Below are 24306 nucleotides of genomic sequence, written 5' to 3'. Positions count from 1 at the left end.
GACGGTGGTTCAGCCGATCTCGATCGCGATCTTGCCGAACTGCTCGCCAGCGTCGAGCCGGTCCAGTGCGGCATGCAGCTGTGCCAGCGGCCAGCGCGATTCGATCTGCGGCACGAGCAGGCCGCGCTCGCACACGCCCAGCAGGTCGCGGAACTCCCGCAGGTCGCCCAGCGTGGAGCCGAAGATCTGCAGCTGGCGGATGAAGACACGCCGCAGGTCCGCGCCCGGCTGGTCGCCCGAGGTGGCGCCGCAGGTCACGATGCGCCCGCCGCGCACCACCGACTTCAGGGCCGCAGGCCAGGCGGCGGTGCCGATGTTCTCCAGCACCACGTCCACGCCGCGCCCGCCGGTGAGCGCCAGCACGCGCTTGGCCACGTCGTCCTTGGCACTGTTGACCACCTCATCGGCGCCCATCTGCAAGGCGCGCTCCAGCTTGGACTCGTCGCGCGAGGTGACGATCGCGCGCGCTCCGATCATCTTGGCGATCTGCAGCCCGGCCAGCGACACCCCGCCGCCGATGCCGAAGATCAGCACCGTCTCCCAGGGCTGCAGCCGCGCCTTGGTGACCAGCATGCGCCAGGCGGTGAGGTGGTTGACGCCCAGCGCCGCGGCCTGGGCGAAGTCCAGCGCATCGGGAAAGGGCAGGGCGTTCGCGGCCGGCACGACCACGTAGTCGGCCAGCGTGCCGTCGCGGTGCTCGCCCAGCAGCTTCATCGAGGTGCATAACACGCCCTCGCCGCGCAGGCAGAACTCGCAGCGCCCGCAGGTCACGCCGGGGTAGAGCACCACGCGCATGCCGGGCTTGAGCAGCGGGTCGTCGGCATCCGCCTCCTCGACCACGCCCGCGCCGTCGATGCCCATGATCTGCGGCAGGCTGTGGGTGATGCCCGCGCCGCTGTCGCGCATGTAGAGGTCGACGCGGTTGAGCGTGGCGGCGCGCAGGCGCACCAGGACTTCGCCGGGGCGGCGCTGCGGCTTCGGCCGCTCGCCGATCGCGACGACTTCGTTGCCGCCGTGGCCGGTCAGATAGGCTGCTTGCATGGGGCTCCTCGTGGTGGGGCGCCCCGTCGTCCGTTCCTGCCGGGTGCGCAGGAGCGGATTGTTCCCGATCCGGCACGGCCTGGGCCTGGGCCGGTACCGGACGGGCACGTCACACCTGCCGAGCCCAGGGCCCCAGGGTCAGCTGTTCCAGCGTGGCCAGGGTGCGCTCGACCTCCCGGGAGGCGAGCATGGAGCGCTCCACCCAGCCGGCACGCACCGCGCTGGCGTACTGGGCCCGCGCGGCGTCGAAAGGCAGGCGGGCAAAGCGCGCGCCGGCATCCGATGCCTGGGCGGTCCAGTCCAGCCACAGCGGCGTCATTCCGGCGGCGGGCGCCAACGGCAGCGGGAAGGACAGGGCGGGGGTCATGCGACAGGTCATCTCGGGTACCTCACATCGGTGCCGGCCTGGGTCGGGCCGTGCTGGGTGGTCCAGGCAGCCACCGCCGGATTGGCGACGGCCCCAGGGATACAAGCATACTGGGGTTTACCCTGATTATTTCAACCCCAGTGTCCAGTCCCCCTTGTCCGTGTGAGGGCAGGACCTCAATGGAAGGCCTGTGGCTTGTTCACCGCAGACGCTGACGCAGCCGCCGCTTCAGCCCCGGCGCTGGGCCGCGCGCATGGCCAGCTCGATGCGGCTCTCGGCGTGCAGCTTCTCCATGATGCGGCTGACGTAGTTCTTCACCGTGCCCTCGGCCAGGAACACCGTGGCGGCGATCTGCTTGTTGCTGCGGCCCTGGGCGATCAGGTCGAGGATGCGTGCCTCCTTGTCGGTCAGCGGCTCGGCCGGCTCCGGTGCGGCCTGAGGCGCCGGGGCGGCGGTGCGCACCGGCTCCGGCAGGGCGCGCAGCTGCTCCATCACCTTGCGGGCGATCGCCGGGGAGAGGTGGGACTCGCCCCGGTGCACGGCGCGGATGGTGTCGAGCACCTCCTGCTCGCTGGCGTCCTTGAGCAGGTAGGCGTGGGCGCCGGCGCGGATGGCCTCGAACACCAGCTCGTCGTCGTCGTAGGTGGTCAGCACCACGACTCGCGTGCGCGGCAGGCGGGCCGTGATCTCGCGCGTGGCGACCACCCCGCTCACGCGCGGCATCTGCAGGTCCATCACGATGACATCGGGTGCGCTGGTCAGCGCCTGGTCGATGGCTTCCTGGCCGTCGGCGGCCTGACCGACCACCGTGATGCCGGTCTCGGTGGCCAGCATCATGGCCAGGCCGCGGCGGATCAGCGGCTGGTCGTCGACGATCAGCAGCCGCAGCGGGGGCGGGCGGTCGTCGGCGGGGGAGGGTTCGTTCATGCGCTTGGCTCGGCAGTGTGGACGACAGCCTAGCCGAGGTCGCGCGGCAGCGGCAGTGCCGGCCGGCACACCGCGGGCACGGTCACCGGCATGGGCACCGTCTGACCCGGCGGCCTGACTGTGGCAGGCTCGCATCATGTCGAACTGGAAAGAGCGCCTCGATCCGCGCCTGCACGTCACCTCGGCGATCGGCTGGGCGGTCGTGTCGGTGGTCACGCTGGCGGCCCTGGCGGCGGCCAGCCTGGCCGCGTCGCAGGCCGAGCGCCGCGCCCGGGTGGCGGCCGAAGGGCAGCTGGCCGAGTACGCCACGCAGGTGCGCGACGCGCTGTCAATGAACCTCGAGATGCGCAGCCTGGCGCTGCAGGTGGCGGCGGTGCAGATCCGCGCGGTGGCCGAGCGCGACCGCGTCGAGCAGGGCCTGTCGCTGCAAGCGGTGCAGGCGCGCTTTGCCGAGTTTGACGCCCTGGCTGTCACCGATGCGCAGGGGCACGTGACGGCTGCCGCCGGGGGCTGGCAGCGTGGCCTGGACCTCTCCACCGCGCCCTGGTACGCCGCCGCCCGTCACGCGGCGGTGGTGCGTGACCAGGCGGCCGCGCCGGGCGTGGAGCGCCTGGGCGCGTACGAGGATGCGCGCTCGGCTCGGCGCGAGGTGATCTTCGCCGCGCCCCTGGGCCCGGGGGCGGAGGGCGATGGGGCCGTGCTGGCCGCCGTGGTGCCCTGGGCCTGGGTGGAGGGGGTGCTGGCGCACATGCAGCAGCTGCTGGGCGAATCGCGCCAGCTCGAACTCATGCTGGCGGCGCGCGATGGCACGGTGCTGTCCGGGCCCCCGCATTGGCTGGGGCGCAGCGTGGCGGCGCCGGCCGACCTCACCGAAGGCGGCGCCTACCTGGTCGGGCGGCGCACCCAGCTGCGCCTGGCCGACAGCCTGGGGCTGGGCTGGACCGCCGTGGTGCGCCAGCCGGCCGACCAGGCGCTGGCGCCGGTGCGTACCACGCGCCAGGCGGTGTTCCTGATCGTCTTCCTGGCCGGGCTGCTCTCCGCGCTGGCTTCGGTGGCCGCCACGCGGGCTCTGACGCGCCGGCTGGAGGCACTCGCGCGCGACGCCGAGCGGGTGCGCCAGGGCCAGCAGGACACCCTGGCGATACCCCGTGGCGCCGACGAGGTGGCCCGCATCGGCGCCACGCTGGCGCAGGTGGTCGACCGGCTGCAGGCCGAGAAGCGCGCGCTGCAGACCCTCAATGCCGAGCTGGACCGGCGCGTGGCCGAGCGCACCGTGCGCATCGAGCGGCTGGCGGACGAGGCGCGGCTGGCCGCCGTCTCGCGCGAGCGCCTGCGCATCGCCCGCGACCTGCATGACACGCTGGCGCACTCGCTGATGGCGCTGCTCACGCAGATCCGCCTGGTGCGCAAGCTGCGCACGCGGCTGGACGGCGCCGAGCTGGACGCCGAGCTGGCCAGTGCCGAGGCCGTGGCCACCGGCGGCCTGGCCGATGCGCGGGCCGCGATCGCGCAGATGCGCGACAACAGCGTGCGCGAGTCCGGCCTGGGCACCGCGGTGCGTGACCTGGCGCGGCGCGTCGGCCAGCGCAGCGGCCTGCGCTTGAAGCTGACGGTGGATCCCGGCGCCACCACCTGGGTGGACGAGCGCTTCGAGGCGGTGTTTCGCATCGTCGAGGAGGCGCTGCGCAACGTCGAGCGCCACGCGCAGGCGCAGCAAGTCGAGATCCGTCTGGGCACGGCGGCCGGCCCGTCCGGTGTGTCGGCGCTGCGGGCCTGCATCGAAGTGGCCGACGACGGCTGCGGCTTCGACCCCGCCGCGCCGCGGCCGGGGCACTATGGCCTGCGCGGCATGCAGGAGCAGGCCGCGCTGATCGGCGCCGACCTGCGGGTGGACAGCGCGCCGGGGCGGGGCACGCGGGTGCGCATCGAGCTGGAGGGCTGAATCTGCTGCGACCGTACGGACGTGCGGTCAGGGCACTGCGCAGGTCGTGACCACGTCGTGACCAGCCGCACTGGTGCGCTGTGCCGGGTCTGCCTAGATTGGCGGCAGCCCGCCCGGGCAGGATGGTTCCTGCCCGAGGCGACTGCGGCCCACCGCATCGGCGGGCCGATGTCCGAGTTCGCTGGAGATCCGAGCGTGACCCTTTCCAAGACCTTTGTCCTGACCGCCACCCTGGCCGCCCTGTTGGCCGCCTGCAGCAGCGCGCCCGTGGCGCCCGCCGCCCCGGCCGCACCCGCAGCGCCTGCGACGGCGCCGGCCTCTCAGGCCGCGACGCCGACGACACCTGCCACCCCGTCGCCCGCGCCGGCCGCGAAGCCCGTGGCGTCGACGGCGCTGCCCGCCCACCTGGATGCGAAGAGCGAGATCTCGCTGCAGCGCAGCATCTACTTCGACTTCGATGATCAGGTCATCAAGCCCGAGTTCGTGTCGGTGGTCGAGCGCCACGGCAAGTACCTGCTGGCCAACCCGGCCCTGGCGGTGCGCCTGGAGGGCAATGCCGACGAGCGCGGCAGCCCGGAATACAACCTCGCGCTGGGCCAGCGCCGCGCTGAATCGGTGCGCAAGGCGCTGAAGGTGCTGGGCGTCAAGGACGGCCAGATGGAAGCGCTGAGCTGGGGCGAGGAGCGCCCCGCCGCTGCGGGCCACGACGAGGCCGCTTGGTCGAAGAACCGCCGTGTCGACATCCAGTACCCGGCGAAGTGAGTGACTGAACCGGTGGGCGGACCGGGCCGAGCGCGCGCCGCTGGTTCGTTCAGCTTGGCCGGCCCTCTTCTGGCCCGTCGGGTGCTGATGCTTCGAGTTCGCGCAGCTTGCGATAGAGCGTGCGTGGGCTGATGCCCAGGCGCCGCGCCAGAGCGTCCCGGCTGCCCTGGTGCTCGGCCAGGGCGTGGCGAAGCGCCGCATGGCTGGCCTGGCGCAGCGGATCGGCGGGGGGCTCCACCGTTGCCGCCGCGGCCGGCAGCCGCCATGTGCCTGGCAGGTTCACGCCGGGCGGGCGACGCGAGCCCAGCACCAGGGCCTGCTCGACCTGCGCGCGCTCGATGACCGGCCCGTCGGTCAGCAGCGCGGCGCGTTCGAGCACGTTGCGCAGCTCCCGCACGTTGCCGGGGAAGTCGTGCGCCGCCAGGCGTTCCAGCGCAGCGGCGGACAGCGTCGGTGCGCGGCGTGGCGCCACCCGTGCCAGCAGTGCCGTGGCCAGCAGCGGGATGTCGTCGCGCCGCTCGCGCAGCGCCGGCAGCGGGATCGGGAAGGTGCCCAGGCGGTGGAAGAGGTCTTCGCGGAAACGCCCGTCGGCCACCATCGTGTGCAGGTCGCGGTGGGTGGCCGAGACCACCCGCAGGTCCACCCGCCGCAGCTCGGTGCTGCCCACGCGGCGGTAGGTGCCGCTTTCCAGCAGCCGTAGCAGCTTGACCTGCATCGTCAGCGGGATGTCGCCCACCTCGTCCAGGAACAGGGTGCCGCCGCTGGCGGCTTCCACCAGCCCGCTCCTGGCCGCGTAGGCGCCGGTGAACGAGCCCTTCTCGTGGCCGAACAGCTCGCTCTCGAACAGCGACTCGGGCAGGCTCGCGCAGTCCACCACCACCAGCGCCCGGGCCGCGCGTGGGCTGGCCTCGTGCACGGCGCGGGCCACCAGCTCCTTGCCGGTGCCGGATTCGCCCAGTAGCAGCACGCTGGCCTCGGACGGGCCGACCCGCGCCACCAGCTCCAGCATGGCCTGGAACGGGGCCGAGCGGCCGATCAGCCCGTCGGCCGTCGGCACGCCCTGCGCCACGCGCAGCGGCTCCATCTTCTCGATGAACCAGGCCGCCTCGCCGCTGCCATCGCGCAGCGGCACCAGCTCGATGTTCACGTAGGTCTCGCCCTGGGGCGTGTGGTGCAGGTGCAGCACGCGCTCGCGCTGGCCGCTGCGCAGCGAGCGCGCCAGCGGACAGCTCTCGCCCGCCTCGTCGCAGGGCACGGTGAAGTGGTGCGACACCTCGTAGCAGGTCCGCCCCACCACCGAGGCGCCGGGCGCGAACTGCTGCCGGTAGGCCGCATTGGCCGCGGCGATGCGGTAGCGGCGGTCGAACAGGATGTGCGGCTCGGGCAGGTCCTCCAGGTAGGACACCAGCTCAGGCAGCGACGTCGGCGTGGCAGCAGGCGCTTCGTCGGCAGGGCTGGCGAGGCGTTGCTCGGTGGTGTCGGATGGCAGCATGGGCGGACTGTCATGGATGGCAGCTGCTGCCGATTATGGCCGTCAGTGGGCCCTGCGCCGTGGTGCTTTGGCGACACGGCGCAGGGCGTGGGGGTGTGGTTTCCCGGGGGAACGGGCGGCCCCGTGGGGCGCTGACGCCGCTGTGGCGGGATTGGCACGCGTCTTGATATCCATCAGGCTATACTGCCAGCCCTGGCAGCGAAGATCACGACTGCCGCGCCCCTGCCATGAACACGCCCTACGCCTTCATCATCGAACTGGACCAGCCGCTGCCTGCGGCGATCGAATCCCTGCGCACCGCCCTGGCGGCCGAGCAGATGGGCATCGTCAGCGAGGTCGACGTGCAGGCCACGCTGAAGGCCAAGCTCGGGCTGGACAGCCACCCCCAGAAGCTGCTGGGCGTGTGCAGCCCCAAGGTGGCTCACGCGCTGCTGGCGGCCGAGCCCGACATCGGCGCGTTGCTGCCCTGCGGTTGCAGCGTGGCCGAAGCCGCCCCGGGGCACACACGCATCAGCCTGCAGGATCCGCGCGTGATTGCCGCCGCCTCCGGTTCTGCCGACGTGCGTGCCGCCTGCGAACTGGCCCGCGCCGCGCTGCGCCGTGTGGCCGACCGCCTGGCGGCCGAGGCCTGACAATCCAGGCCGCCCCAGCCGACCCCGCCGCCCCTTTTCCGACGTTCAGGATCCTTCATGACCCGTCCCGCCGATCCCTCCCCGCCACCGGACGCCGCCCCCGTCGTCAAGATGGTGTCGCTGTACCAGGCGCAGAAGAAGATCTACGCCAAGGCCATTACCGGGCGTTTCAACAACTGGCGCTGGTTCTTCGTCTGGCTCACCCAGATGATCTTCTACGGACTGCCCTGGCTGATGTGGAACGACCGCCAGGCGCTGCTGTTCGAGCTGATCAGCCGGCGTTTCTACATCTTCGGGCTGGTGTTCTACCCGCAGGACCTGATCTACCTGACGGCGCTGCTGCTGGTGTCGGCCTACGGACTGTTCCTGTTCACCGCGGTGTCCGGGCGGCTGTGGTGCGGCTACGCCTGCCCGCAGACGGTCTACACCGAGATCTTCATGTGGATCGAGCGCAAGTTCGAGGGCGACCGCGTCAAGCGCATGAAGCTCGATGCCGCGCCCTGGAGTGCGGAGAAGGTCTGGCGCACCGGCGGCAAGCACCTGGCCTGGATCGTCGTGGCGCTGTGGACGGGCTTCACCTTCGTGGGCTACTTCACCCCGATCCGCGAGCTGTGGGCCTCGGCGATGACGCTGGGCTTCGGCCCCTGGGAGTGGTTCTGGGTGCTGTTCTACGGCTTTGCCACCTGGGGCAATGCCGGCTTCATGCGCGAGCAGGTCTGCAAGTACATGTGCCCCTACGCGCGCTTCCAGAGCGCGATGTTCGACCGCGACACGCTCATCATCACCTACGACGCCGAGCGTGGTGAGCCGCGCGGCGCGCGCACCAAGAAGATCGACCACAAGGCGAAGGGCCTGGGTGACTGTGTGGACTGCGGCCTGTGCGTGCAGGTCTGCCCCACCGGCATCGACATCCGCAAGGGCCTGCAGTACGAGTGCATCGGCTGCGCCGCCTGCATCGACGCCTGCGACACCGTGATGGACAAGATGGGCTATGCCCGTGGCCTGGTGCGCTACGACACCGAGAACGGCCTGGAGCAGCACCTCTCCCGCTTCGAGGAGATCAAGCGCATCTTCCGCCCGCGCGTGATCATCTACTCGGCCGTGATGGTGGTGATCTGCGTCGGGGTGGGCATCAGCATCGCGATGCGCTCGCCCTTCAAGGCCGACATCGTGCGCGACCGCGCCTCGCTGGCGCGGGTGGTGGAAGACGGCTTCGTCGAGAACGTCTACCGCGTGCAGGTGATGAACGCCACCGAGACGGCGCAGACCTACCGCTTGGCGGTGGACGGGCTGCCGGGGCTGCAGCTGGCCAAGCCGGTGGATGTGACGGTCGGCCCGGCCGAGGCGAAGTGGGTGACCGTGGAGCTGCGCGTGCCGCCGGAGACGGCGGCGGCCACCAAGACCGGGGCGCACGAGATCCACTTCAACGTCGAGCGCCTGGCCACTGCCTCCGACGAGGCGCGCGTGCTGCGCGAGAAATCCACCTTCATGCTGCCGCGCTGAGCGGCCGCCCCGGTGGCCGGCTCGCCGTGCCACCGGGATGGATCAACGGCCTGCACGCTCGGCGTGGCAGGCCGTTTTTTCGTCAGGACCCGATCAGGGAGCCTCGCCTGTGGCGATTCATGCCGCCTCCTTCTCCACGTGCGCCTGCTTGTGGTACAGGAATTCCAGCACCGCCTCGCGCGAAGCCAGGTAGTCGGCGTTGTGCGCCATCTCCAGGCGCTGGCGGAAGGCCTCGCGCACCGGTGGCAGCGGCACCCTGTGCACCTCGCCGATGGTGGCCGCCGGCCCGTTGGTCAGCATCACGATGCGGTCGGACAGCAGCACCGCCTCGTCCACGTCGTGCGTCACCATCATCACGGTGGAGCCGGTGGCCGCGACGATTCGCATCAGCTCGTCCTGCAGCTTGGCGCGCGTGAGCGCATCGAGCGCGCCGAAGGGCTCGTCCATCAGCAGCATTTTCGGCGCCATCGCCAGCGCCCGGGCGATGCCCACGCGCTGCTTCATGCCGCCGGAGATCTCGCCGGGCCGCTTGTCCCTGGCGTGGCTCAGGCCCACCAGGTTGAGCGCCGCCAGCGCCCGCTCCTTGAGCTGCGCCTTCTTCTCGGTGGCGCCGAAGACGCGCTCGACCGCCAACAGGACGTTCTCCAGGCAGGTCATCCAGGGCAGCAGCGAGTGGTTCTGAAACACCACCGCGCGGTCCGGGCCGGGGCCGCGCAGCTCGCGGTCCTCCAGCAGCAGCACGCCGGAGGTGGGCGTGGTCAGCCCCGCCACCAGGTTCAGCAGCGTGGACTTGCCGCAGCCGGAGTGGCCGATCAGGGCGATGAACTCGCCGCGCGCCACATCCAGGCGGACGTTGCGCAGCGCGACGAAGTCGCCCTTCCTGGTCGGGAAGCTCATCCCGACGTCTTCGATGCGCAGGAATCGCGAGGGATTGCTCATGGTGCAGTCTCCAGGTCGGGGGTGGGTCACGAATAGTCGAAGCGGCGGGCGATGCTGATCAGCAGCCATTCCAGCGCCAGGCCCACCGCGCCGATCACGAAGATGGCGATCAGGATGTGGGCCACATTCAAGTTGTTCCACTCGTCCCAGAGCCAGAAGCCGATGCCCTGACCGCCGGTGAGCATCTCCGCGGCGACGATCACCAGCCAGGCCGTACCCACCGCCAGGCGCACGCCGGTCAGCATGTAGGGCAGCACGGCGGGGAAGAGGATCTTGCGCATCACCGTCCACTCCGACAGGTTCAGCACCCGGGCCACGTTGAGGTAGTCCTGCGGCACCTGGCGCACGCCCACCGCGGTGTTGATCACCATCGGCCAGATCGAGCAGATGAAGATGGTCCAGATCGCCGCCGGGTTGGCGGCCTTGAACACCATCAGGCCGATGGGCAGCCAGGCCAGCGGCGAGACCGGGCGCAGCAGGCTGATGATCGGGTCCAGCATCTGGTTCAGGAAGTTGAACCGTCCGATCATGAAGCCCAGCGGGATGCCCACCAGCGCCGCCAGGCCGAAGCCCAGGCCGACGCGCTGCAGCGACGACAGGATGTTCCAGCCGATGCCCTGGTCGTTGGGCCCCTTGACGTAGAAGGGGTCGGCGAACAGATCCACCGCCGAGGCCCAGACCACCACCGGCCCGGGCAGCTGCTTGTCGCCGGTGTGCGACACCAGCTGCCACACCAGCAGCAGGCCCAGGAAGCCGAGCAGCGGCGCCAGCCAGCGCGCCAGCGTGCGGCGGCGCTGCGCCCGGGCCATCGCCGCGGCCTGTTCCTTCTGCTTGACGTCCGGGGCGGTCTCGGCCAACGGTGCCGGCCCGGCCGTCCTGGCGACCGAGGGGTGAGGCGCCGCCACGTTGCTGCGCGGCGCGGGTGCTGCCGGCAGGTCGCCGGGGTTCAGGGGGAAGGTGCTCGCGTTCATGGAGGGCTCCTGCTCGGGTGTGCGCATCGGGACGGGCGGATCAGGCCGCCTTGACCTTGAAGCTGGCGGCGTACTTGGCCGGGCTGCTGCCGTCCCAGACCACGCCGTCGATCATCTTGGAACTGCGCAGGTCGCTCTTGGGCACGCTGATCTTGAGCTGCGCCGCGGCTTCCTTGTAGAGCGCCGTCTTGTTGATGGCCTTGGCCAGGCCGAGGTAGTCCGGATCGGTCTTGAGCAGGCCCCAGCGGCGGTGCTGGGTGAGGAACCACATGCCGTCCGACAGGTAGGGGTAGGTGGCCGCCCCGTCGTTGAAGAACTTCATGTGGTTCGGGTCGTCCCAGGTCCGGCCCAGGCCGTTCTGGTAGCGGCCCAGGATGCGCTGGTTGATCGCGTCCACCGAGGTGTTGACGTAGGACTTCTCGGCGATGGTCTCGGCCATCTTCATCTTGTTCTGCAGGCCCGCGTCGATCCAGCGGCCGGCCTCCAGTATCGCCATGACCACCGCCCGCGCCGTGTTCGGGTACTTGGTGACGAAGTCGTTGGTGGTGCCCAGCACCTTCTCGGGGTGGTCCTTCCAGATGTCCTGGGTGGTCGAGGCGGTGATGCCGATGCCGTCGATGATGGCGCGGTGGTTCCAGGGCTCGCCCACGCAGTAGCCGTCCATGTTGCCCACGCGCATGTTGGCCACCATCTGCGGCGGCGGCACGGTGATCACCTTGGCGTCGGTCATCGGGTTGATGCCGTGCGCGCCCAGCCAGTAGTACAGCCACATCGCGTGGGTGCCGGTCGGGAAGGTCTGCGCAAAGGTGTATTCGCGCTTCTCGGCGGCCATCAGCTTGGCCAGGCTGGCGCCATCCACTGCGCCCTTTTCGGCCAGCTTCTTGCTCAGCGTGATGGCCTGGCCGTTCTGGTTCAGCGTCATCAGCACGGCCATGTCCTTCTTCGGCCCGCCGATGCCCAGGTGCACGCCGTAGACCAGGCCGTAGAGCACGTGCGCGGCGTCCAGCTCGCCGCTGACGAGCTTGTCGCGCACGCCGGCCCATGACGCCTCCTTGGTCGGGATGATCTTGATGCCGTACTTCTTGTCAAAGCCGAGCACCGAGGCCATCACCACCGACGCGCAGTCGGTCAGCGGGATGAAGCCGATGCGCACCTCGGTCTTCTCCGGCCGGTCCGAGCCCTGCGCATGCACCACGGACTGCAGCCCGGGCACGAGGCCTGAGGTGGCGGCTGCCGTGGCCGAGGCGGCTGCGGCCTTGACGATCGTGCGGCGACCCATGTCGACATCCTTGTTGTGAAGCGGATTCATCTGTGCACCCTCGAAGCGGTTGAAGCGAAGCGAGAACAAAAAGAAAACGGCGTCCGCACTGCACCCGGCCAGGGGCCGGGGAGTGGGGACGCCGTCGTCCGGTGGGCTGCACTCCGCCTTGGAGCGCTGCCACTTCAGCGAAAGACCGCCGTTGATCTCTCTGCCTGGGTATAAGCAGGTGCCGTGCCAGCCTGGATTCGCGCTGCATGCACCGTGCTGGGCGCCGCGGGCGGGTGTTCGTGCTGCACTGCACCAGAAGTGGTGATCCGCTGTGCACCGTGGTGCAGTCTGGTGCGCCCGACGCGCCCGGTGCGGCGGCGCTCGCTCTCGGCCCCTCAGCCCAGCAGCGGTGCGAGGTCGAGCAGCCGCTGCGCCACCTCGGCGATCTTGAGCCCGCGGTCCATCGCCGACTTGCGCAGCAGCGCGTAGGCCGCCTCCTCGCCAATGCCCTGGCGCTTCATCAGCAGGCCCTTGGCGCGGTCGATCACCTTGCGGTCGCTCAGCTCGCTGCGTGCGCGGGCCAGCTCCTCGCGCAGCGCGCGGTCCTGCTCGAAGCGGGCGATGGCCACGCGCAGCACGGAGGCCAGCCGCTGCGGTTGCAGCCCGGCCACCACGTAGGCGCTGACGCCCGCGGCCATGGCCTGGCGCATCGGGTCGTCGCGATCGTCCTCGGTGAACACCACCACCGGCCGCGGGCTCTGGCTGCTCAGCGCCGCCAGGTGCTCCAGCGTGTCGCGCGTGGGCGATTCGCTGTCGACGATCACCACGTCCGGGCGCAGCTGCAGCACGCTGTCGTGGATGACCCGGGCGAGGTCGACCACGCCGACCACCTCGTGGCCCTGGCGCACCAGTTCGTCGCGGATCAGGCCGACGCGGCGCGCCCCGTCATCGATCAGCAGGATGCGCAGCGGGCGGGGGTCGGTGGCGAGGGGCATGGCGAGGCCAGGGGCAGCACGGGGCATGGCCCGAGCCACGCAACTCGCGTGCCGGGGCGGTCCCGGCATGGGCCTGATCTGCCGCAAGACCGCGGTGGCCCGCAGCGCCCCTGCACGCCGCAGGGCCGGGTTCCGCGGTAGGCTGCCCAGGGCAGGCCGGACGTGTGCGCCGGTGCACGGAGGATTCGATGATGAGCAAGCAGATGCACCCCTCACGGGCCACGAGGTGGCCGGGCGTTGGCGCGGCGGCGCTGCTCCTGGCTGGCCTGGGGCTGGCCGGCTGTGCGGTGGAGGTGCAGAACACCCGCGCCGCGCAGGAGCTGGCGAAGCAGTCGGAACTGCCCGGCTCGGTCTACACCGGCTGGCGGGTCTACCAGGACCGCTGTGCGGCCTGCCACGGCGCCGACGCCAGCGGCAGCACGAAGGCGCCCGACCTGCGCCAGCGGGTGCGCGATCTCGGTGCGCACCGCTTCGTGGGCCTGGTGCTGACGCGCTACGACTGGAACCAGGTCGAGTCGCTGGGCAATGGCAACAACCGTGGTGGCGATGCGATGGTCGACGACGTGCTGCAGCGCCGCCGTGGCGCCCTGGTGATGCCCGCCTGGCAGGGCGAGCCGCAGGTGCAGGCGCACATCACCGACCTCTACGCCTACCTCTCGGCACGCGCCGAGGGCACCCAGGGGCCGGGGCGGCCGGCCCGATAGCCAGGGGGCGGCCTGCCCGTTCGCCAGGGCGCGGCCGACCCAGGTCAGATCGGCCTGAGGAACAGCCCGATCGTCAGCGCGACGCCGATGCCGACGATGCCCAGGCGCAGCAGCCGCTCGTTGACCCGGTGCAGTGCCCAGGCGCCCAGCAGGCCGCCGGCGATGGCACCGGCACTGAGCGCCAGCGCCTGCGGCCAGTGCACCTCGGGCGAGGCGATGAACAGGGCCACTGCGGAGGCGTTCATCACGCCGGCCAGGGCGTTCTTGGTCGCCCCGGCGTTGCGGGTGGGCAGGCCGGCCATCGTCAGCGCCGCCAGCATCAGGAAGCCGACACCACCGCCGAAGTAGCCGCCGTAGATCGCGATGAAGAACTGCGCCACCCCCGCCGGCAGCGCCCCGAGGTGATGCTCCGGTGACGAGGCCGGTCGCCGCGCGAAGCTGCCCCAGGCGAACACCGCAGTGGCAAACAGCACCAGCCAGGGCACGAGCCGGGCAAACACCGACGAGGGGGTCTTCAGCAACAGCAACCCGCCCAGGGCGCCACCGACCAGGCTGATGACGAGCAGCGCCTTGAAGGACAGCTGGCCCGCACCGCTGACCAGCCGCCGCCCGGCCAGCCCGGAGCTGATCTGCGCCGGGAAGAGCGCCACCGTGGAGGTGATGTTGGCCGCCAGTGGTGACATGCCGGCCAGCATCAACGCGGGCAGCGTGACGAAGGAGCCCCCGCCGGCCAGGGCGTTCTGCAGCCCGGCCCAGAGGCCGGCCAGGAGGATCAGCGCGAGCATCGGCGGTCCCGGTGGCTCGCCGTGGCGGCCGGATTCACCATGACCCGACGTTGGGCAGGTCCTGCCAGGGCTGCTGCGGTGGCAGCGGCTGGCCCTTCTGCAGCAGTTCGACGGAGATCTGGTCGGGCGAGCGCACGAAGGCCATGCGGCCGTCGCGCGGCGGGCGCAGGATCGTCACGCCGTGGGCCTGCAGCTGGGCGCAGGCGGCATAGATGTCGTCGACCTCGTAGGCCAGGTGGCCGAAGTTGCGCCCGCCCGTGTAGGTCTCAGGGTCCCAGTTGTAGGTCAATTCGACCTGGGCGTCGTCATCGCCGGGCGCGGCCAGGAAGACCAGCGTGAAGCGGCCCTGCGGCGACTCGTGGCGGCGCAGCTCGCGCAGGCCCAGCGCCTCGCAGTAGAAGCGCAGCGAGGCGTCGAGGTCGGTGACGCGCACCATCGTGTGGAGGTATTTCATGCGCCGGCACTGTAACTGTGCCGGCCGCAGTGCCGTGCCCGAGCCTGGACGAAGCCCTGTGCGGGCGTCGGATGCTCCAGTCGGGAGGCAATGAATTGGGGTTGGCACCCGCCGGCGAGGCAGCGGGTCCTGGTGGCTGGCTGGCAGCCACGGTGCGGCCGGGGAGCGGCCGCCGGGGATCAGAGCACGCGGATGCGCGATGCCTGCGGGCCCTTCTGGCCCTGGGTCACTTCGAATTCGACGCGCTGGTTTTCCTGCAGCGTCTTGAAGCCGTTGCCCTGGATTTCCTTGAAGTGGGCAAAGAGGTCCTTGCCGCCGTTGTCAGGGGCGATGAAGCCAAAGCCCTTGCCTTCGTTGAACCATTTCACGGTGCCGGTTTCGGTGGTCATGTCGTATTTCCTTGATGGAGTCGTTGAAAAGATGCCCCAGCTGTCGCGGGTGCGGATGAGCAGCTCCCGGATCCGGAGGCTGAATGGGTGAGGGGTGGTGGAGAGGACGGTCTGCATCAGCGCCGATGTCACTGGCGACATCAGCGGCGCTGCGGCGGCCGGGAGGTCGGCGGTGGGCCGCGTCGCTCCAGGTGGCGGAAGGTGATGCGGCCCTTGCTGAGGTCATAGGGCGACAGCTCCAGCGACACGTTGTCGCCCGCCAGGATGCGGATGCGGTGCTTGCGCATCTTGCCGCCGGTGTAGGCGATGAGCTGGTGGCCGTTCTGCAGGGTCACCCTGAAACGCGAGTCCGGCAGGATCTCGTTGACGACACCCTGCATCTCGATGAGTTCTTCCTTGGCCAACGTGGTCACTCCTGATGGATGGATCGGGCGGCCACGGGGGACGCCGCAGCGCCCACCCAGGCCAGGCCCTGGGCCGTGGCGTAGCGCGCAGCTTCGTCACGGGAATCGAAAATGGGCCGCAGCCGCATGACGCGGTCGTGTGTGCCGCTGCCGCGTCCGGAACGGATCGAGACAGACGCCGCATAGCGGTCCCCGCCGTCGAGGCGGGTCAGGGGGGAGATGAGGTACTTCCCGACCTGGAGAGGGGTATGGATAAGAGGGTCCTTCGGACCAGCCACGTTCGCGGGCTGGCCTGGTCTGATTGGCGGGGCGCGTCTTGCGCGCCAACGGCGGGTGAACTCTGTCTGGCGGCTGGAGGGCAGGGGTACTCGCTGCGGTCCAGGGGCAACCAGAACGTGGAGATCGCCGTGGCAATCAGAACATCTGGTGAAGGCAGGAGATCGACTCTTGATCTCAGCGCGGTTGCTGCTGCGTTGTGAGACGCCGCGGCTTGGCAACCGGAAAGAAGCAGGGATCATACCACCTTCTGGCTTCTCGTGCAGGACATTGCGCGCGACGAGGGGCTCTGGCGCGGGTCGATCAGAATCCGAGTCCCTGGTCACCCCGCGTCTTTGCCTCCTGCCGCGCCATGCCTGAATCCGTCCTGCCGGCTTGTCCACAGCCTGGCTTCTTCCTCCCGTGAGCCGGCCCGAGATCCGCGCCGCGCTGGAGGCCGAGCTGTCCGCCACGCCCGAGTACTACGACTTCAAGGTGCTGCGCAGCGATCGTGACGGCCCGCTCTGGCGCGTCACCCTGGAGCCCGGCTACGTCTATGCCGAGGGCCAGCGACCCGGTGCGGCCTCGGCCCAGGCGCTGCTGGACGACAGCCTGGACGGCGCCAGCGCCTGGTGGGGTGCACCGGTCAAGGGCGGTGCCAGCGTGCTGGCCGTGGTGGTGGAGGACGACCTGCTCATCCTGCACCGCGCGAGCAGCGCACCGCCGGGGCCCGATCACCTGATCCGCCTCTACCCGACGCGCTTCCTGACCGCCGTAGCCGATGCCTGGTGGGACACGCCCTGGGCCGAGCAGGCGCTGGCTGGCATGGAGGCGCTTTCCTGTTCGGAGCCCGCCGTGAACGGACCGGTCCTGACCGGCGCGCCCTTTCGCTGGTTGCGCCCGGCGCAGCAGCAGGCGCTCACTTTGGCCCGCCAGCGCAGTGGCTTCCTCTGGGGCCCGCCTGGCACGGGCAAGACCACCACGCTGGGCGTGCTGCTGGCCGAGTACCTGGATGCGCGGCCACAGGCGCGCATGCTGCTGCTCTCCACCACCAACCAGGCGGTGGACCTCGCCACGCTGGCGGTCGACAAGGCGCTGCAGAAGGGCCGGCGCGAGCGCTGGCGCAGCGGCGTGCGGCGCCTGGGCACGCGCTTCAACGCCAGCGCCTACGCCGGGCGCGAGCACCTGATCCCCACCGACGACCAGGATCTGATCGGCCGGCTCGCACGCGCTGAGGCGGCACGCCCCTCCGCGCGCGATGCCGGCGCACTCAAGGCCTGGGCCGACCGCGTCGCCGGGCTGCGCGACGAGCTGCGCAGCGCCTCGCTGCAGGTGCTGCGCCAATGCCGCCTGGCGGCCATGACCACCACCCGCGCGGCCTTCACCCTCGCCACGCTGCGTGAGCTGGAACCCTTCGACCTGCTCGTCTTCGACGAGGCCAGCCAGGTCAGCCTCGCCCATGCGCTGGCACTGATGCCGCTGGGGCGCCAGTGGCTCTTCGCCGGCGATCCCAGCCAGCTCTCGCCGGTGCTCCGTAGCACCGACCGCGGCGCGCGCCGCTGGCTCGGCCGCTCGGCCTTCTCCGCCATGCCACGCCAGGGCGCGGCGGTAGGTCAGTCGGTGGTGCGGCTGGACGAACAGTCCCGCATGGCCGCGCCCATCTGCGCGCTGGTCGGCGACCTCTTCTACGACGGCGAGCTGCGCGTGGCGGCCGATGTGCAGGGCTCGGTGGACTGGCGCACCCGCCGCGAACGCGCGCTGGGCGAGGCGGACGCCCACACCCACGTGCACGTCCACGCCGTGCGCAGCGATGGTGCCTGGTCCGCTACCGAGCGCGGCCCCGTGCGCCGCGAATCGGCCGAGGCGATCGCCGCTGCGGTCGCCGCCGCGCTGGCCTCGGGCGAGTGGCAGCCGCAGGAGCTGATCGTGCTGACCCCCTTCCGCGCCCAGCGCGCGCTGATCCGCCAGTGCCTGCGTGCGCACGGCGTGGACGAGGCGGTGAAGGTCAGCACCGTGCACCGCGCCCAGGGCAGCGAGGCGCCGGTGGTCTTCATTGACCCCGCCGATGGCGCCCAGCCCTTCCTGCAGACCGAGGAGGCGCGGCGGCTGTTCAACGTCGCGCTCAGCCGCGCCCAGGCCAAGGTGCTGCTCTACCTCTCGCCCGCCGACCTGGCCAACCCGGTGCTGGCCGCCATCGTCCAGCGCCAGCGCCTGGCCGGGGATGACCGCGAGGCCATGCCCCTGCTGGAGCTGGCCCGCCAGCCCGACTTCCCCGCCAACGCCCTCGGCCGCCGCGTCCGCGCCGGCCGCCATACCGGCGAGGTCTCACGCATCAGCCCGGACGGCGGGCAGTTCTGGCTGGTCAACGAGCGCTCGGGCGCCGAGCAGTTGATCGATGCGGGGTTCTGGCGTGCCAGGGCGCTGGGGTGAGGGGCTGGGCGGCCTTGCCAGATGCAGTGTCTGTTCAGCTTCGACTTTCGAAGGAAGTGAAGCCATTTCAGCCGCGAATTGGGAGCAGGCGTGCCGGCAAGCCGGGGCACGCCTTTCATGGCCAGCGGTGAGCTTCAGCCATCGGGCGTCCGGCTTCGTGTCGTTCATGTCCGCCACGGGGCGGCAGCGCCACGGCACCGGCGTCGCCCGCCCGCCCGCGCCGTGACCGCCGCCACTCAGCTCAGCGGAACCTGACCTGCACCTTCGGCGTGCCGGGCAGGCCCTGGTAGACCACGTCGACGGTCTGGCCGGGCTTGGGGGGCATCAGCTTGGAAAACGAACCCAGGCTGAGCAGGTCGCCCTTTTTCAGCGTGCGGCCTTCCGCGGCCAGCGCCTGCGTCAGGTAGACCACGGCGTTGAGGGGATGGCCCAGCACGTCGGAGCCGCGGCCACGGTCCAGCTCCGCGCCATTGGCGGAGATGACGATCAGCCCGTCGCGCAGGCCATTGCTGAACTCGGCCGTGCGCTGCACCGGCACCGGCGTGCCCATCACGCCCAGGCGGGCGCCGACGTTCACCGCGCTGAGCACAGCGCCGTTGAGCTTGGCGGGGTTGTCCACCATCAGGTCCGGCAGTTCGATGAAGGGGATCACCGCGTCGATGTGCGCCAGCACGTCCTCGGCGCTGCGGGCCTGGTTGATGCCCACGTCGGCCACGCGCACCAGCAGGTCGGCTTCGAACAGCGGCCGGGTGCCGAAGGCGGCGTCCACCGTGGCGCCGCTGTCGAGCAGCATCGGCGCGTACAGCGCACCCCAGACCGGCGCGGTGGCGTTGAAGCGCTTCTGCACCGCCGGGTTCGTCAGCCCCGCCTTGTAGCCCGCCGGCGGGCCGTACCGGGCCTCCAGCGCGTCGTTCAGGCGGGCACGCGCGCAGGCGGCACCCTTGTCGTCCAGCCCGTCGGGCGTCGGCAGCGCCTTCTTGGCCAGGATCTGCTCCAGCTGCGCCAGCGCCGCTGCGTCGGCCTTGCAGATCCAGTTGCCCTTGTCCGACCCTGGCGTGGCGCAGCCGGCCAGCACCAGCGCCCCCGCCAGACCCGCGGCCCACACCACCTTGTTCATCGTTGCCATGTGTTCTCCAAGGTGTGCGGGATAACCCGCAAATGAAAAAACGACATTCTGGGACTGAAGATGTCGCGCACCTGACCGCGCGGCACCCGCGTGCGCGCCGGGGGCTGCGCGGTGGCGCGCACGCCCTCAGTCCGGTAGCCCATCGAGATTCGCCTGCACCCGCCGCAGAAGCTCCACCAACGGCCGGCGGTCGGCCTCGCTCAGGCCGGCGGTGCCGGCGGCGACCAGCGGGGCGGTGTGCGAGCCTGCCGCTTCCAACAGCGCCAGGCCGGCGGCGCTGACCTGCAGGCGGGTGATGCGGCGGTCCTGCTCGTCGGCCTGGGCGTCGAGCAGGCTGCGCTCGCGCAGGTCGGCCAGGATGCGCGCGACTTGCCCCTTGTCCCGGCCGGAGTGCGCCACCAGGTCGCGCTGCGTGGCCAGCGGGTGGCGGGCAAAGTAGCGCAGGGCGCGGATCTCCATTGGGTTGACCTCGCTGTCGACGACCCGGCCGACCGGCGCGTGCTGCGCAGCGCGGCCGACCTGCATGCCGACTGGCCCAGCTCCGAGGCGGCGCTGGTCAACGCCCTGCGCAGCTTCGTGCTGCCGGCGGGGGAGGGCTTTGCCTGGGTGGCCGCTGAGGCTGGCCAGGCCCGGCGCCTGCGCGAGGTGCTGCTGGAGGAGAAGGGCCACCCGCTGGAGGCCAGCAAGGTCGCCTCCTACTGGAAGTGCGGCGCGGCGGACTTCCACGAGACGCACTGATCCGCACTGATCCGCATCGGTCCGTCAGGGTGGGGGAGGGGGTCGGAGTCGGAGCCGGTCTACCATCGCCCGCATGGAAGAGATCGAATGCATCGTGGCCGGCGCCGGCGTGGTCGGCCTGGCGGTCGCCCGGGCGCTGGCGCTGCGCGGGCTGGACACCATCCTGCTGGAGCGTGAGCTGGCCATCGGCACGGGCACCAGCTCGCGCAACAGCGAGGTGATCCACGCCGGCATCTATTACCCGCAGGGCTCGCTGAAGGCCCGCCTGTGCGTGCGCGGCAAGGCGCTGCTCTATGCCTACTGCGGCGAGCGCGGGCTGCCGCACCGCCGCTGCGGCAAGCTGATCGTGGCCACCTCGGCGGCGCAGGAGGCCGACCTGCTCGCCCTGCAGGGCGCCGGCGCGGCCAACGGCGTGGACGACCTGCTGCTGCTCAGCGCCGACCAGGCCCGCGCCCTGGAGCCCGCGCTGGTCTGCACCGCGGCGCTGGCCAGCCCCAGCACCGGCATCGTCGACAGCCACGCGCTGATGCTGGCGCTGCAGGGCGATTTCGAGTCCGCGGGCGGCATGCTGGCCTTTGGTGCGCCGATCGAGTCCGGCGAGTGCGGGCCGCTGGGCATCACCCTGCAGGTGGGTGGCGAGCAGCCCATGCGCATCCGCACCCGGCTGCTGGTCAATTGCGCCGGCCTGCACGCCCAGGCGCTGGCCGCGGCGCTGCAGGGCCTGCCGCCGCAGGCCGTGCCGCCGCTGCACCTGGCCAAGGGTAACTACTACAGCCTGGCGCGGCGCGCGCCCTTCAACCGGCTGATCTACCCCGTGCCCGAGCCCGGCGGGCTGGGCGTGCACCTGACGCTGGACCTCGCCGGCCAGGCCCGCTTCGGCCCGGACGTGGAGTGGGTGGACCGCCTGCACTACCCGGTGGACCCGCAGCGCAGCGCCGGCTTCTATGCCTCCATCCGCCGCTACTGGCCCGATCTGCCCGACGACGCCCTGCAGCCGGCCTACGCCGGCATCCGTCCCAAGCTCAGCGGCCCGGGCGAGCCGGCGCGCGACTTCGTCATCCAGGGCCCGGCCGAGCATGGTGTGCCGGGCCTGGTGAACCTCTTCGGCATCGAGTCGCCGGGGCTGACGTCCTGCCTGGCGATCGCCGAGGCGGTGGCAGAGGGGGTGCAGTGAGGGGTGGGTCGAACGCCATCGCCGCCATCGCCGCCACCGACGAGCAGCGTGCCATCCTGCGCAGCGACGCGGCACGCCTGCTCATCGAGGCCAATGCCGGCACCGGCAAGACCACCACGCTGTGCATGCGCGCGCTGGACATGGTGCACAGCGGCGCCGACCCGGCGCGCATCCTCATGCTCAGCTACACCGCGCCGGGCAGCTTGGCGATTGCCCGCGCCTTCGAGCGCCTGGGTGCGCCCGCCCGGTTGCGCAAGGCCTTCCGGATCGGCAGCTTCGATGCGCTGTGCAGCGCCCGGCTGAAGGTCTTCGAGGGCGGCGAAACGAGGGCGCTCGAGCACCCCGAGGACCTGCGTGCGGCGGTGCTGGCCGCAGTCGTCACGGCCCGCGAGGCAGCCGAGGCGCGCCACCCCGGCGCGTTCACGCTGCGCGGCGGCGGCGAGCTGGCGGTGGAGTCGCTGCTACGCGCCTTCGAGCACCTCAAGGGCACGCTGGCACTGCACCAGCGCCAGGCCGAGGGCTGGCGGCTCACGCCCGCCTCGGCCGCGGACACCGGCCACGACTACACCACGCTGGCGGTCTTCATGGCCTATGAGCGCTACCGGCTGGTGCAGATCACGCCCGATGGCGAGCGCGTGCGCTTTCGCTACACGGGGGATGCCACCTACGACCTGGCCTGCCTGCTCGACGCCGACGACCCGGCCTACACGTTGGAGACGCACCCGCTGTGCATGGGCGAGCTGCACGGCCTGTTCGTCGACGAGTTCCACGACATGAACCGCGCGATGGCGACGGTGCTGAAGGAGCTGCTGGCGCAGTACCCGCAGCTGCCGCTGGCCGCGGTGGGCGACGTCGACCAGGTCATCCATGCCGCCAGCGGGGCGCAGTCCTGGTTCCTGCGCGAGGGCTTCGACCTCGAATTCGGCCGTGCCGAGCGCTTCCCGCTGACCCAGGCACGCCGTTTCGGCCCGGCGGTGGCCGACGCGCTGGGCCGCTTTGCCGCCAAGCCCTATCCGGCCGACCGGGCGCGGCGAAGCACGCTGCGCAGCGTGGTCTGCGACGGCGCCATCGAGTTGACGGTGCACCTGCGCGAGTTGCTGGCCCAGCGCGCCCAGGCCGTGCCGCCTCGCCCGGCCGCCGGCGTGGCGGTGCTGCTGCGCCATCCGCATGCCGCGCTGGACCTGGAGTACCTGCTGCTGCGCTACCACGTGGACTACAGCACCGTGGGCTTCACCACCTACGCCGCGCGCCCGGAGCTGCTGTTCGTGCGCATGGTCCTGGCCGCCGCGGCCGAAGACGAGCAGGCCTTCACGCCCACCTCGCTGAGCGCGGCCAAGGCCGCGACCTGGGCCTTCATCGGCGGCGCGCTGCCGCGCGACGGCGCTGACGATCCCGAGACCGCCACCACCATCGCCGCCGCGCCGGCAGGCAATTTCCAGCGCCACCTGCTGCCTGTGCTGCTGGAGCGCACTGAGCGCCACGACAGCGCCCGGTGCATCGCCCGGGCCATCGCACTGCTGCGCGAGGGCGGCGTCGCCCAGCTGCACGCGGCCCTGCGCCACCTGCCGGTACGCGAGTTGGCCGCCCAGGTCTATGTGCAGGCCGAGGACGTGCGCAACGCGGTCGACTCGGTGCAGGCCCTGCTGCGCGTGGTGGACACCGACCGGCCGGCCTCGATCGCCGAGCTGCTGCGCGTCATCCGCACCCAGGAGGAGCGTCGCGAGTCCGCCGCGGCCCAAGGCGCAAGCGGGCTGCTGCTGTCCACCATCGAGCAGGCCAAGGGGCTGGAGTACGACCACGTCGTCATCCCCGGCCTGGGCCGCGGCGAGTTTGACGGCGACGACGCCGACGAGCGCAACCTGTTCTACGTCGCCGTCTCGCGCGGGCGTGACACGGTCGAGCTGGTCCACGGGCGCGGGCCGGTCAGCCGCTTCGTGCCGGCGGGGTGAGGCGGGCGCGGCGGCGTCCTTGTCCACAGCATGCCTGCGGTGCAGGTTGCGATTGCGGCGCATCACTCGCCGCCCATCAGGAGCTCCGGCGCGAAGCGATACCCCACGCCATGGATCGAGCGAATCGCGTCCGGGGTCGCGCCGGCGCGTTCGAGTTTGCGGCGCAGGTTCCTGACGTGGCTGTCGGCGGTGTGGTCGCTCAGTGCGCTGGTCGGCGTGCAGGCGGTCGAACAGCTGGTCGCGGGATGAGGCGCCGTCGGGGGCGGTGGCCAGCACGGCGAGGAAGAGCTTCAGGGTGATGCCGGGGGATTTCATTGCAGCGTCGCAGGCCTGGGGCTGGGCAAATATCGGCGCATGCGGCAGTGGCCCTGGCACGTGCGTCGATCAACGGGCGGCGTCGCTGTCGTCCAGGGGCCTCGAGCGGGCTCAAGTGCACATGGGCCCAGGGTTTCTACTGGTTTCTACGCAATTCCTCCACATTCGCACGCCACCATGCTGGCAAGGCGGAGAGGTTCCCGAGCGGTTTCCAGACTCCCGCCCATCCCTGTTGCACTTCCCAAGGAGAAAAGGATGATCCAGGTTTCCCGCGAATGGGCCACCCCCCTGACGATCGGTGTGTTCGCGCTGATGGCCGTCACCGGCCTGCTGATGTTCTTCCACCTTGACAGCTCGCTGCAGAAGACGGTACACGAGTGGGCCGGTTGGGTGGTGGTGGCCGCTGCCGCGCTGCACGTCACCGCCAACTGGCTGGGCTTCAAGCGCTACTTCAAGCCGGGCGCGGGCGCGGCCGCGATGGCCGTGTGTGTGCTGCTCATCGGCGCGTCCTTCGTGCCGCTGGGCGGCAGCGGCGGCGAGCCGATGTCCCCGCCGGCCATCGCGATGCGGGCGATCTCGCAGGCGCCGCTGAAGGCAGTGGCACCGCTGTTCGGCAAGTCCAGCGAGCAGGCGCTGAAGGCCCTGGCCGGCTCCGGCATCGCGCTGGCTGACGAGAATGCCTCGATCGGCAGCGTCACCGGCGGGGACCGTGAGCGCATGGGTGCCGCGCTGAGGGTGCTGGCCCGGCGCCAGTGAGGTCGAT

Annotated in this window: 25 protein-coding genes; 10 read left to right on the top strand and 15 right to left on the bottom strand. The window is 71.2% G+C overall.

Annotated features, from left to right (window positions below; genetic code table 11):
• Positions 1–9 precede the first annotated feature (9 nt).
• The 3 genes from NGK70_RS18770 to NGK70_RS18760 form a co-directional block, all read right to left on the bottom strand.
• Positions 10–1041 carry a zinc-binding dehydrogenase gene (locus tag NGK70_RS18770; RefSeq protein WP_251970004.1) on the bottom strand — a complete coding sequence of 344 codons (1032 nt, stop codon included), beginning with the start codon at positions 1039–1041 and terminating at the stop codon, positions 10–12.
• 109 nt (positions 1042–1150) lie between these two features.
• A complete protein-coding gene (locus NGK70_RS18765; RefSeq protein WP_251970003.1) occupies positions 1151–1408 on the bottom strand; it encodes a hypothetical protein in 258 nt (85 codons plus the stop codon).
• A 228-nt stretch (positions 1409–1636) separates the two neighbouring features.
• Positions 1637–2335 carry a response regulator transcription factor gene (locus tag NGK70_RS18760; RefSeq protein ID WP_251970002.1) on the bottom strand — a complete coding sequence of 233 codons (699 nt, stop codon included), beginning with the start codon at positions 2333–2335 and terminating at the stop codon, positions 1637–1639.
• 136 nt (positions 2336–2471) lie between these two features.
• On the opposite strand from NGK70_RS18760, the gene NGK70_RS18755 reads away from it, so the two are divergent.
• The gene (locus NGK70_RS18755; RefSeq protein WP_251970001.1) at positions 2472–4277 is read left to right on the top strand and encodes a sensor histidine kinase; all 1806 of its coding nucleotides are present in this window, start codon (positions 2472–2474) and stop codon (positions 4275–4277) included.
• A 195-nt stretch (positions 4278–4472) separates the two neighbouring features.
• Positions 4473–5039: a peptidoglycan-associated lipoprotein Pal gene (gene pal / locus NGK70_RS18750; RefSeq protein WP_251970000.1), complete on the top strand. Its 567-nt coding sequence runs from the start codon at positions 4473–4475 to the stop codon at positions 5037–5039.
• Positions 5040–5088: 49 nt separating this feature from the next.
• Here pal and NGK70_RS18745 read toward each other — a convergent pair whose 3' ends face one another.
• Complete coding sequence (locus NGK70_RS18745) at positions 5089–6531, bottom strand: sigma-54 interaction domain-containing protein (RefSeq protein ID WP_251969999.1); 1443 nt, start codon at positions 6529–6531, stop codon at positions 5089–5091.
• Positions 6532–6758: 227 nt separating this feature from the next.
• On the opposite strand from NGK70_RS18745, the gene NGK70_RS18740 reads away from it, so the two are divergent.
• Positions 6759–7163, top strand: a complete 405-nt coding sequence (locus tag NGK70_RS18740; protein WP_251969998.1) for a DUF302 domain-containing protein — start codon at positions 6759–6761, stop codon at positions 7161–7163.
• A 57-nt stretch (positions 7164–7220) separates the two neighbouring features.
• Entirely contained in the window at positions 7221–8666 is a 1446-nt protein-coding gene (ccoG, locus tag NGK70_RS18735) for a cytochrome c oxidase accessory protein CcoG (RefSeq protein WP_251969997.1), read from the top strand.
• 117 nt (positions 8667–8783) lie between these two features.
• On the opposite strand, the gene NGK70_RS18730 is transcribed toward ccoG, so the two are convergent.
• The 4 genes from NGK70_RS18730 to NGK70_RS18715 form a co-directional block, all read right to left on the bottom strand.
• Positions 8784–9605, bottom strand: coding sequence for an ABC transporter ATP-binding protein (locus NGK70_RS18730; RefSeq protein WP_251969996.1), 822 nt, complete (start codon positions 9603–9605; stop codon positions 8784–8786).
• A gap of 26 nt (positions 9606–9631) precedes the next feature.
• Positions 9632–10576, bottom strand: a complete 945-nt coding sequence (gene ntrB / locus NGK70_RS18725; RefSeq protein ID WP_251969995.1) for a nitrate ABC transporter permease — start codon at positions 10574–10576, stop codon at positions 9632–9634.
• Positions 10577–10616: 40 nt separating this feature from the next.
• Positions 10617–11885 (bottom strand): CmpA/NrtA family ABC transporter substrate-binding protein, encoded by a 1269-nt coding sequence (locus NGK70_RS18720; RefSeq protein WP_251969994.1) that lies wholly within the window; start codon positions 11883–11885, stop codon positions 10617–10619.
• 335 nt (positions 11886–12220) lie between these two features.
• Entirely contained in the window at positions 12221–12847 is a 627-nt protein-coding gene (locus NGK70_RS18715; protein ID WP_251969993.1) for an ANTAR domain-containing response regulator, read from the bottom strand.
• A 164-nt stretch (positions 12848–13011) separates the two neighbouring features.
• Here NGK70_RS18715 and NGK70_RS18710 point away from each other — a divergent pair, with 164 nt between their 5' ends.
• Positions 13012–13524 (top strand): c-type cytochrome, encoded by a 513-nt coding sequence (locus NGK70_RS18710; RefSeq protein WP_251969992.1) that lies wholly within the window; start codon positions 13012–13014, stop codon positions 13522–13524.
• A gap of 44 nt (positions 13525–13568) precedes the next feature.
• Here NGK70_RS18710 and NGK70_RS18705 read toward each other — a convergent pair whose 3' ends face one another.
• The 4 genes from NGK70_RS18705 to infA all read right to left on the bottom strand — a co-directional run bounded on the left by NGK70_RS18705 (position 13569) and on the right by infA (position 15556).
• Positions 13569–14309: a sulfite exporter TauE/SafE family protein gene (locus tag NGK70_RS18705; protein WP_251969991.1), complete on the bottom strand. Its 741-nt coding sequence runs from the start codon at positions 14307–14309 to the stop codon at positions 13569–13571.
• A gap of 34 nt (positions 14310–14343) precedes the next feature.
• The gene (locus NGK70_RS18700) at positions 14344–14763 is read right to left on the bottom strand and encodes a VOC family protein (protein ID WP_251969990.1); all 420 of its coding nucleotides are present in this window, start codon (positions 14761–14763) and stop codon (positions 14344–14346) included.
• Between the two features lie 179 nt (positions 14764–14942).
• A complete protein-coding gene (gene cspE / locus NGK70_RS18695) occupies positions 14943–15152 on the bottom strand; it encodes a transcription antiterminator/RNA stability regulator CspE (protein ID WP_251973831.1) in 210 nt (69 codons plus the stop codon).
• 140 nt (positions 15153–15292) lie between these two features.
• Positions 15293–15556, bottom strand: coding sequence for a translation initiation factor IF-1 (infA, locus tag NGK70_RS18690; protein ID WP_251969989.1), 264 nt, complete (start codon positions 15554–15556; stop codon positions 15293–15295).
• Positions 15557–16234: 678 nt separating this feature from the next.
• Here infA and NGK70_RS18680 point away from each other — a divergent pair.
• Positions 16235–18241, top strand: a complete 2007-nt coding sequence (locus NGK70_RS18680; RefSeq protein WP_251969988.1) for a DEAD/DEAH box helicase — start codon at positions 16235–16237, stop codon at positions 18239–18241.
• 241 nt (positions 18242–18482) lie between these two features.
• On the opposite strand, the gene NGK70_RS18675 is transcribed toward NGK70_RS18680, so the two are convergent.
• Both NGK70_RS18675 and NGK70_RS18670 read right to left on the bottom strand, forming a co-directional pair.
• Positions 18483–19367 (bottom strand): 2-keto-4-pentenoate hydratase, encoded by an 885-nt coding sequence (locus tag NGK70_RS18675; RefSeq protein WP_251969987.1) that lies wholly within the window; start codon positions 19365–19367, stop codon positions 18483–18485.
• A gap of 126 nt (positions 19368–19493) precedes the next feature.
• Entirely contained in the window at positions 19494–19892 is a 399-nt protein-coding gene (locus NGK70_RS18670; RefSeq protein ID WP_251969986.1) for a MarR family winged helix-turn-helix transcriptional regulator, read from the bottom strand.
• Between NGK70_RS18670 and NGK70_RS18665 the strand changes: the two genes are divergently transcribed.
• The 3 genes from NGK70_RS18665 (at position 19866) to NGK70_RS18655 (ending at position 23228) form a co-directional block, all read left to right on the top strand.
• Entirely contained in the window at positions 19866–20105 is a 240-nt protein-coding gene (locus tag NGK70_RS18665) for an SIP domain-containing protein (RefSeq protein ID WP_251969985.1), read from the top strand. The two genes, NGK70_RS18670 and NGK70_RS18665, sit on opposite strands and share 27 nt — an antisense overlap.
• A gap of 73 nt (positions 20106–20178) precedes the next feature.
• Complete coding sequence (locus NGK70_RS18660; RefSeq protein WP_251969984.1) at positions 20179–21279, top strand: NAD(P)/FAD-dependent oxidoreductase; 1101 nt, start codon at positions 20179–20181, stop codon at positions 21277–21279.
• Positions 21276–23228: a UvrD-helicase domain-containing protein gene (locus tag NGK70_RS18655; protein WP_251969983.1), complete on the top strand. Its 1953-nt coding sequence runs from the start codon at positions 21276–21278 to the stop codon at positions 23226–23228. The genes NGK70_RS18660 and NGK70_RS18655 overlap by 4 nt, the downstream gene beginning before the upstream one ends.
• Positions 23229–23290: 62 nt before the next feature.
• Here NGK70_RS18655 and NGK70_RS18650 read toward each other — a convergent pair whose 3' ends face one another.
• On the bottom strand, positions 23291–23395 hold the full coding sequence (locus NGK70_RS18650; protein ID WP_251973829.1) for a helix-turn-helix domain-containing protein: 105 nt from the start codon (positions 23393–23395) through the stop codon (positions 23291–23293).
• A gap of 403 nt (positions 23396–23798) precedes the next feature.
• On the opposite strand from NGK70_RS18650, the gene NGK70_RS18645 reads away from it, so the two are divergent.
• Positions 23799–24299: a DUF4405 domain-containing protein gene (locus NGK70_RS18645; RefSeq protein WP_251969982.1), complete on the top strand. Its 501-nt coding sequence runs from the start codon at positions 23799–23801 to the stop codon at positions 24297–24299.
• The last annotated feature ends 7 nt before the right edge of the window (positions 24300–24306 follow it).

It is taken from the genome of Sphaerotilus microaerophilus, from assembly GCF_023734135.1.
Lineage (GTDB): Bacteria > Pseudomonadota > Gammaproteobacteria > Burkholderiales > Burkholderiaceae_C > Sphaerotilus > Sphaerotilus microaerophilus.
The sequence above is the reverse complement of the archived record's forward strand: the minus strand, read 5'-3'. Positions and strand labels throughout refer to the sequence as shown.

Coding starts and splice junctions, on each gene's coding strand:
- NGK70_RS18645 (WP_251969982.1), top strand. CDS start 23,799: ATGATCCAGGTTTCCCGCGAATGGGCCACCCCCCTGACGATCGGTGTG.
- NGK70_RS18710 (WP_251969992.1), top strand. CDS start 13,012: ATGAGCAAGCAGATGCACCCCTCACGGGCCACGAGGTGGCCGGGCGTT.
- NGK70_RS18705 (WP_251969991.1), bottom strand. CDS start 14,309: ATGCTCGCGCTGATCCTCCTGGCCGGCCTCTGGGCCGGGCTGCAGAAC.
- ntrB (WP_251969995.1), bottom strand. CDS start 10,576: ATGAACGCGAGCACCTTCCCCCTGAACCCCGGCGACCTGCCGGCAGCA.
- NGK70_RS18715 (WP_251969993.1), bottom strand. CDS start 12,847: ATGCCCCGTGCTGCCCCTGGCCTCGCCATGCCCCTCGCCACCGACCCC.
- cspE (WP_251973831.1), bottom strand. CDS start 15,152: ATGACCACCGAAACCGGCACCGTGAAATGGTTCAACGAAGGCAAGGGC.
- NGK70_RS18730 (WP_251969996.1), bottom strand. CDS start 9,605: ATGAGCAATCCCTCGCGATTCCTGCGCATCGAAGACGTCGGGATGAGC.
- NGK70_RS18700 (WP_251969990.1), bottom strand. CDS start 14,763: ATGAAATACCTCCACACGATGGTGCGCGTCACCGACCTCGACGCCTCG.
- NGK70_RS18670 (WP_251969986.1), bottom strand. CDS start 19,892: ATGCAGGTCGGCCGCGCTGCGCAGCACGCGCCGGTCGGCCGGGTCGTC.
- NGK70_RS18770 (WP_251970004.1), bottom strand. CDS start 1,041: ATGCAAGCAGCCTATCTGACCGGCCACGGCGGCAACGAAGTCGTCGCG.
- NGK70_RS18660 (WP_251969984.1), top strand. CDS start 20,179: ATGGAAGAGATCGAATGCATCGTGGCCGGCGCCGGCGTGGTCGGCCTG.
- NGK70_RS18675 (WP_251969987.1), bottom strand. CDS start 19,367: ATGGCAACGATGAACAAGGTGGTGTGGGCCGCGGGTCTGGCGGGGGCG.
- NGK70_RS18755 (WP_251970001.1), top strand. CDS start 2,472: ATGTCGAACTGGAAAGAGCGCCTCGATCCGCGCCTGCACGTCACCTCG.
- NGK70_RS18720 (WP_251969994.1), bottom strand. CDS start 11,885: ATGAATCCGCTTCACAACAAGGATGTCGACATGGGTCGCCGCACGATC.
- NGK70_RS18765 (WP_251970003.1), bottom strand. CDS start 1,408: ATGACCCCCGCCCTGTCCTTCCCGCTGCCGTTGGCGCCCGCCGCCGGA.
- NGK70_RS18740 (WP_251969998.1), top strand. CDS start 6,759: ATGAACACGCCCTACGCCTTCATCATCGAACTGGACCAGCCGCTGCCT.
- ccoG (WP_251969997.1), top strand. CDS start 7,221: ATGACCCGTCCCGCCGATCCCTCCCCGCCACCGGACGCCGCCCCCGTC.
- NGK70_RS18745 (WP_251969999.1), bottom strand. CDS start 6,531: ATGCTGCCATCCGACACCACCGAGCAACGCCTCGCCAGCCCTGCCGAC.
- NGK70_RS18760 (WP_251970002.1), bottom strand. CDS start 2,335: ATGAACGAACCCTCCCCCGCCGACGACCGCCCGCCCCCGCTGCGGCTG.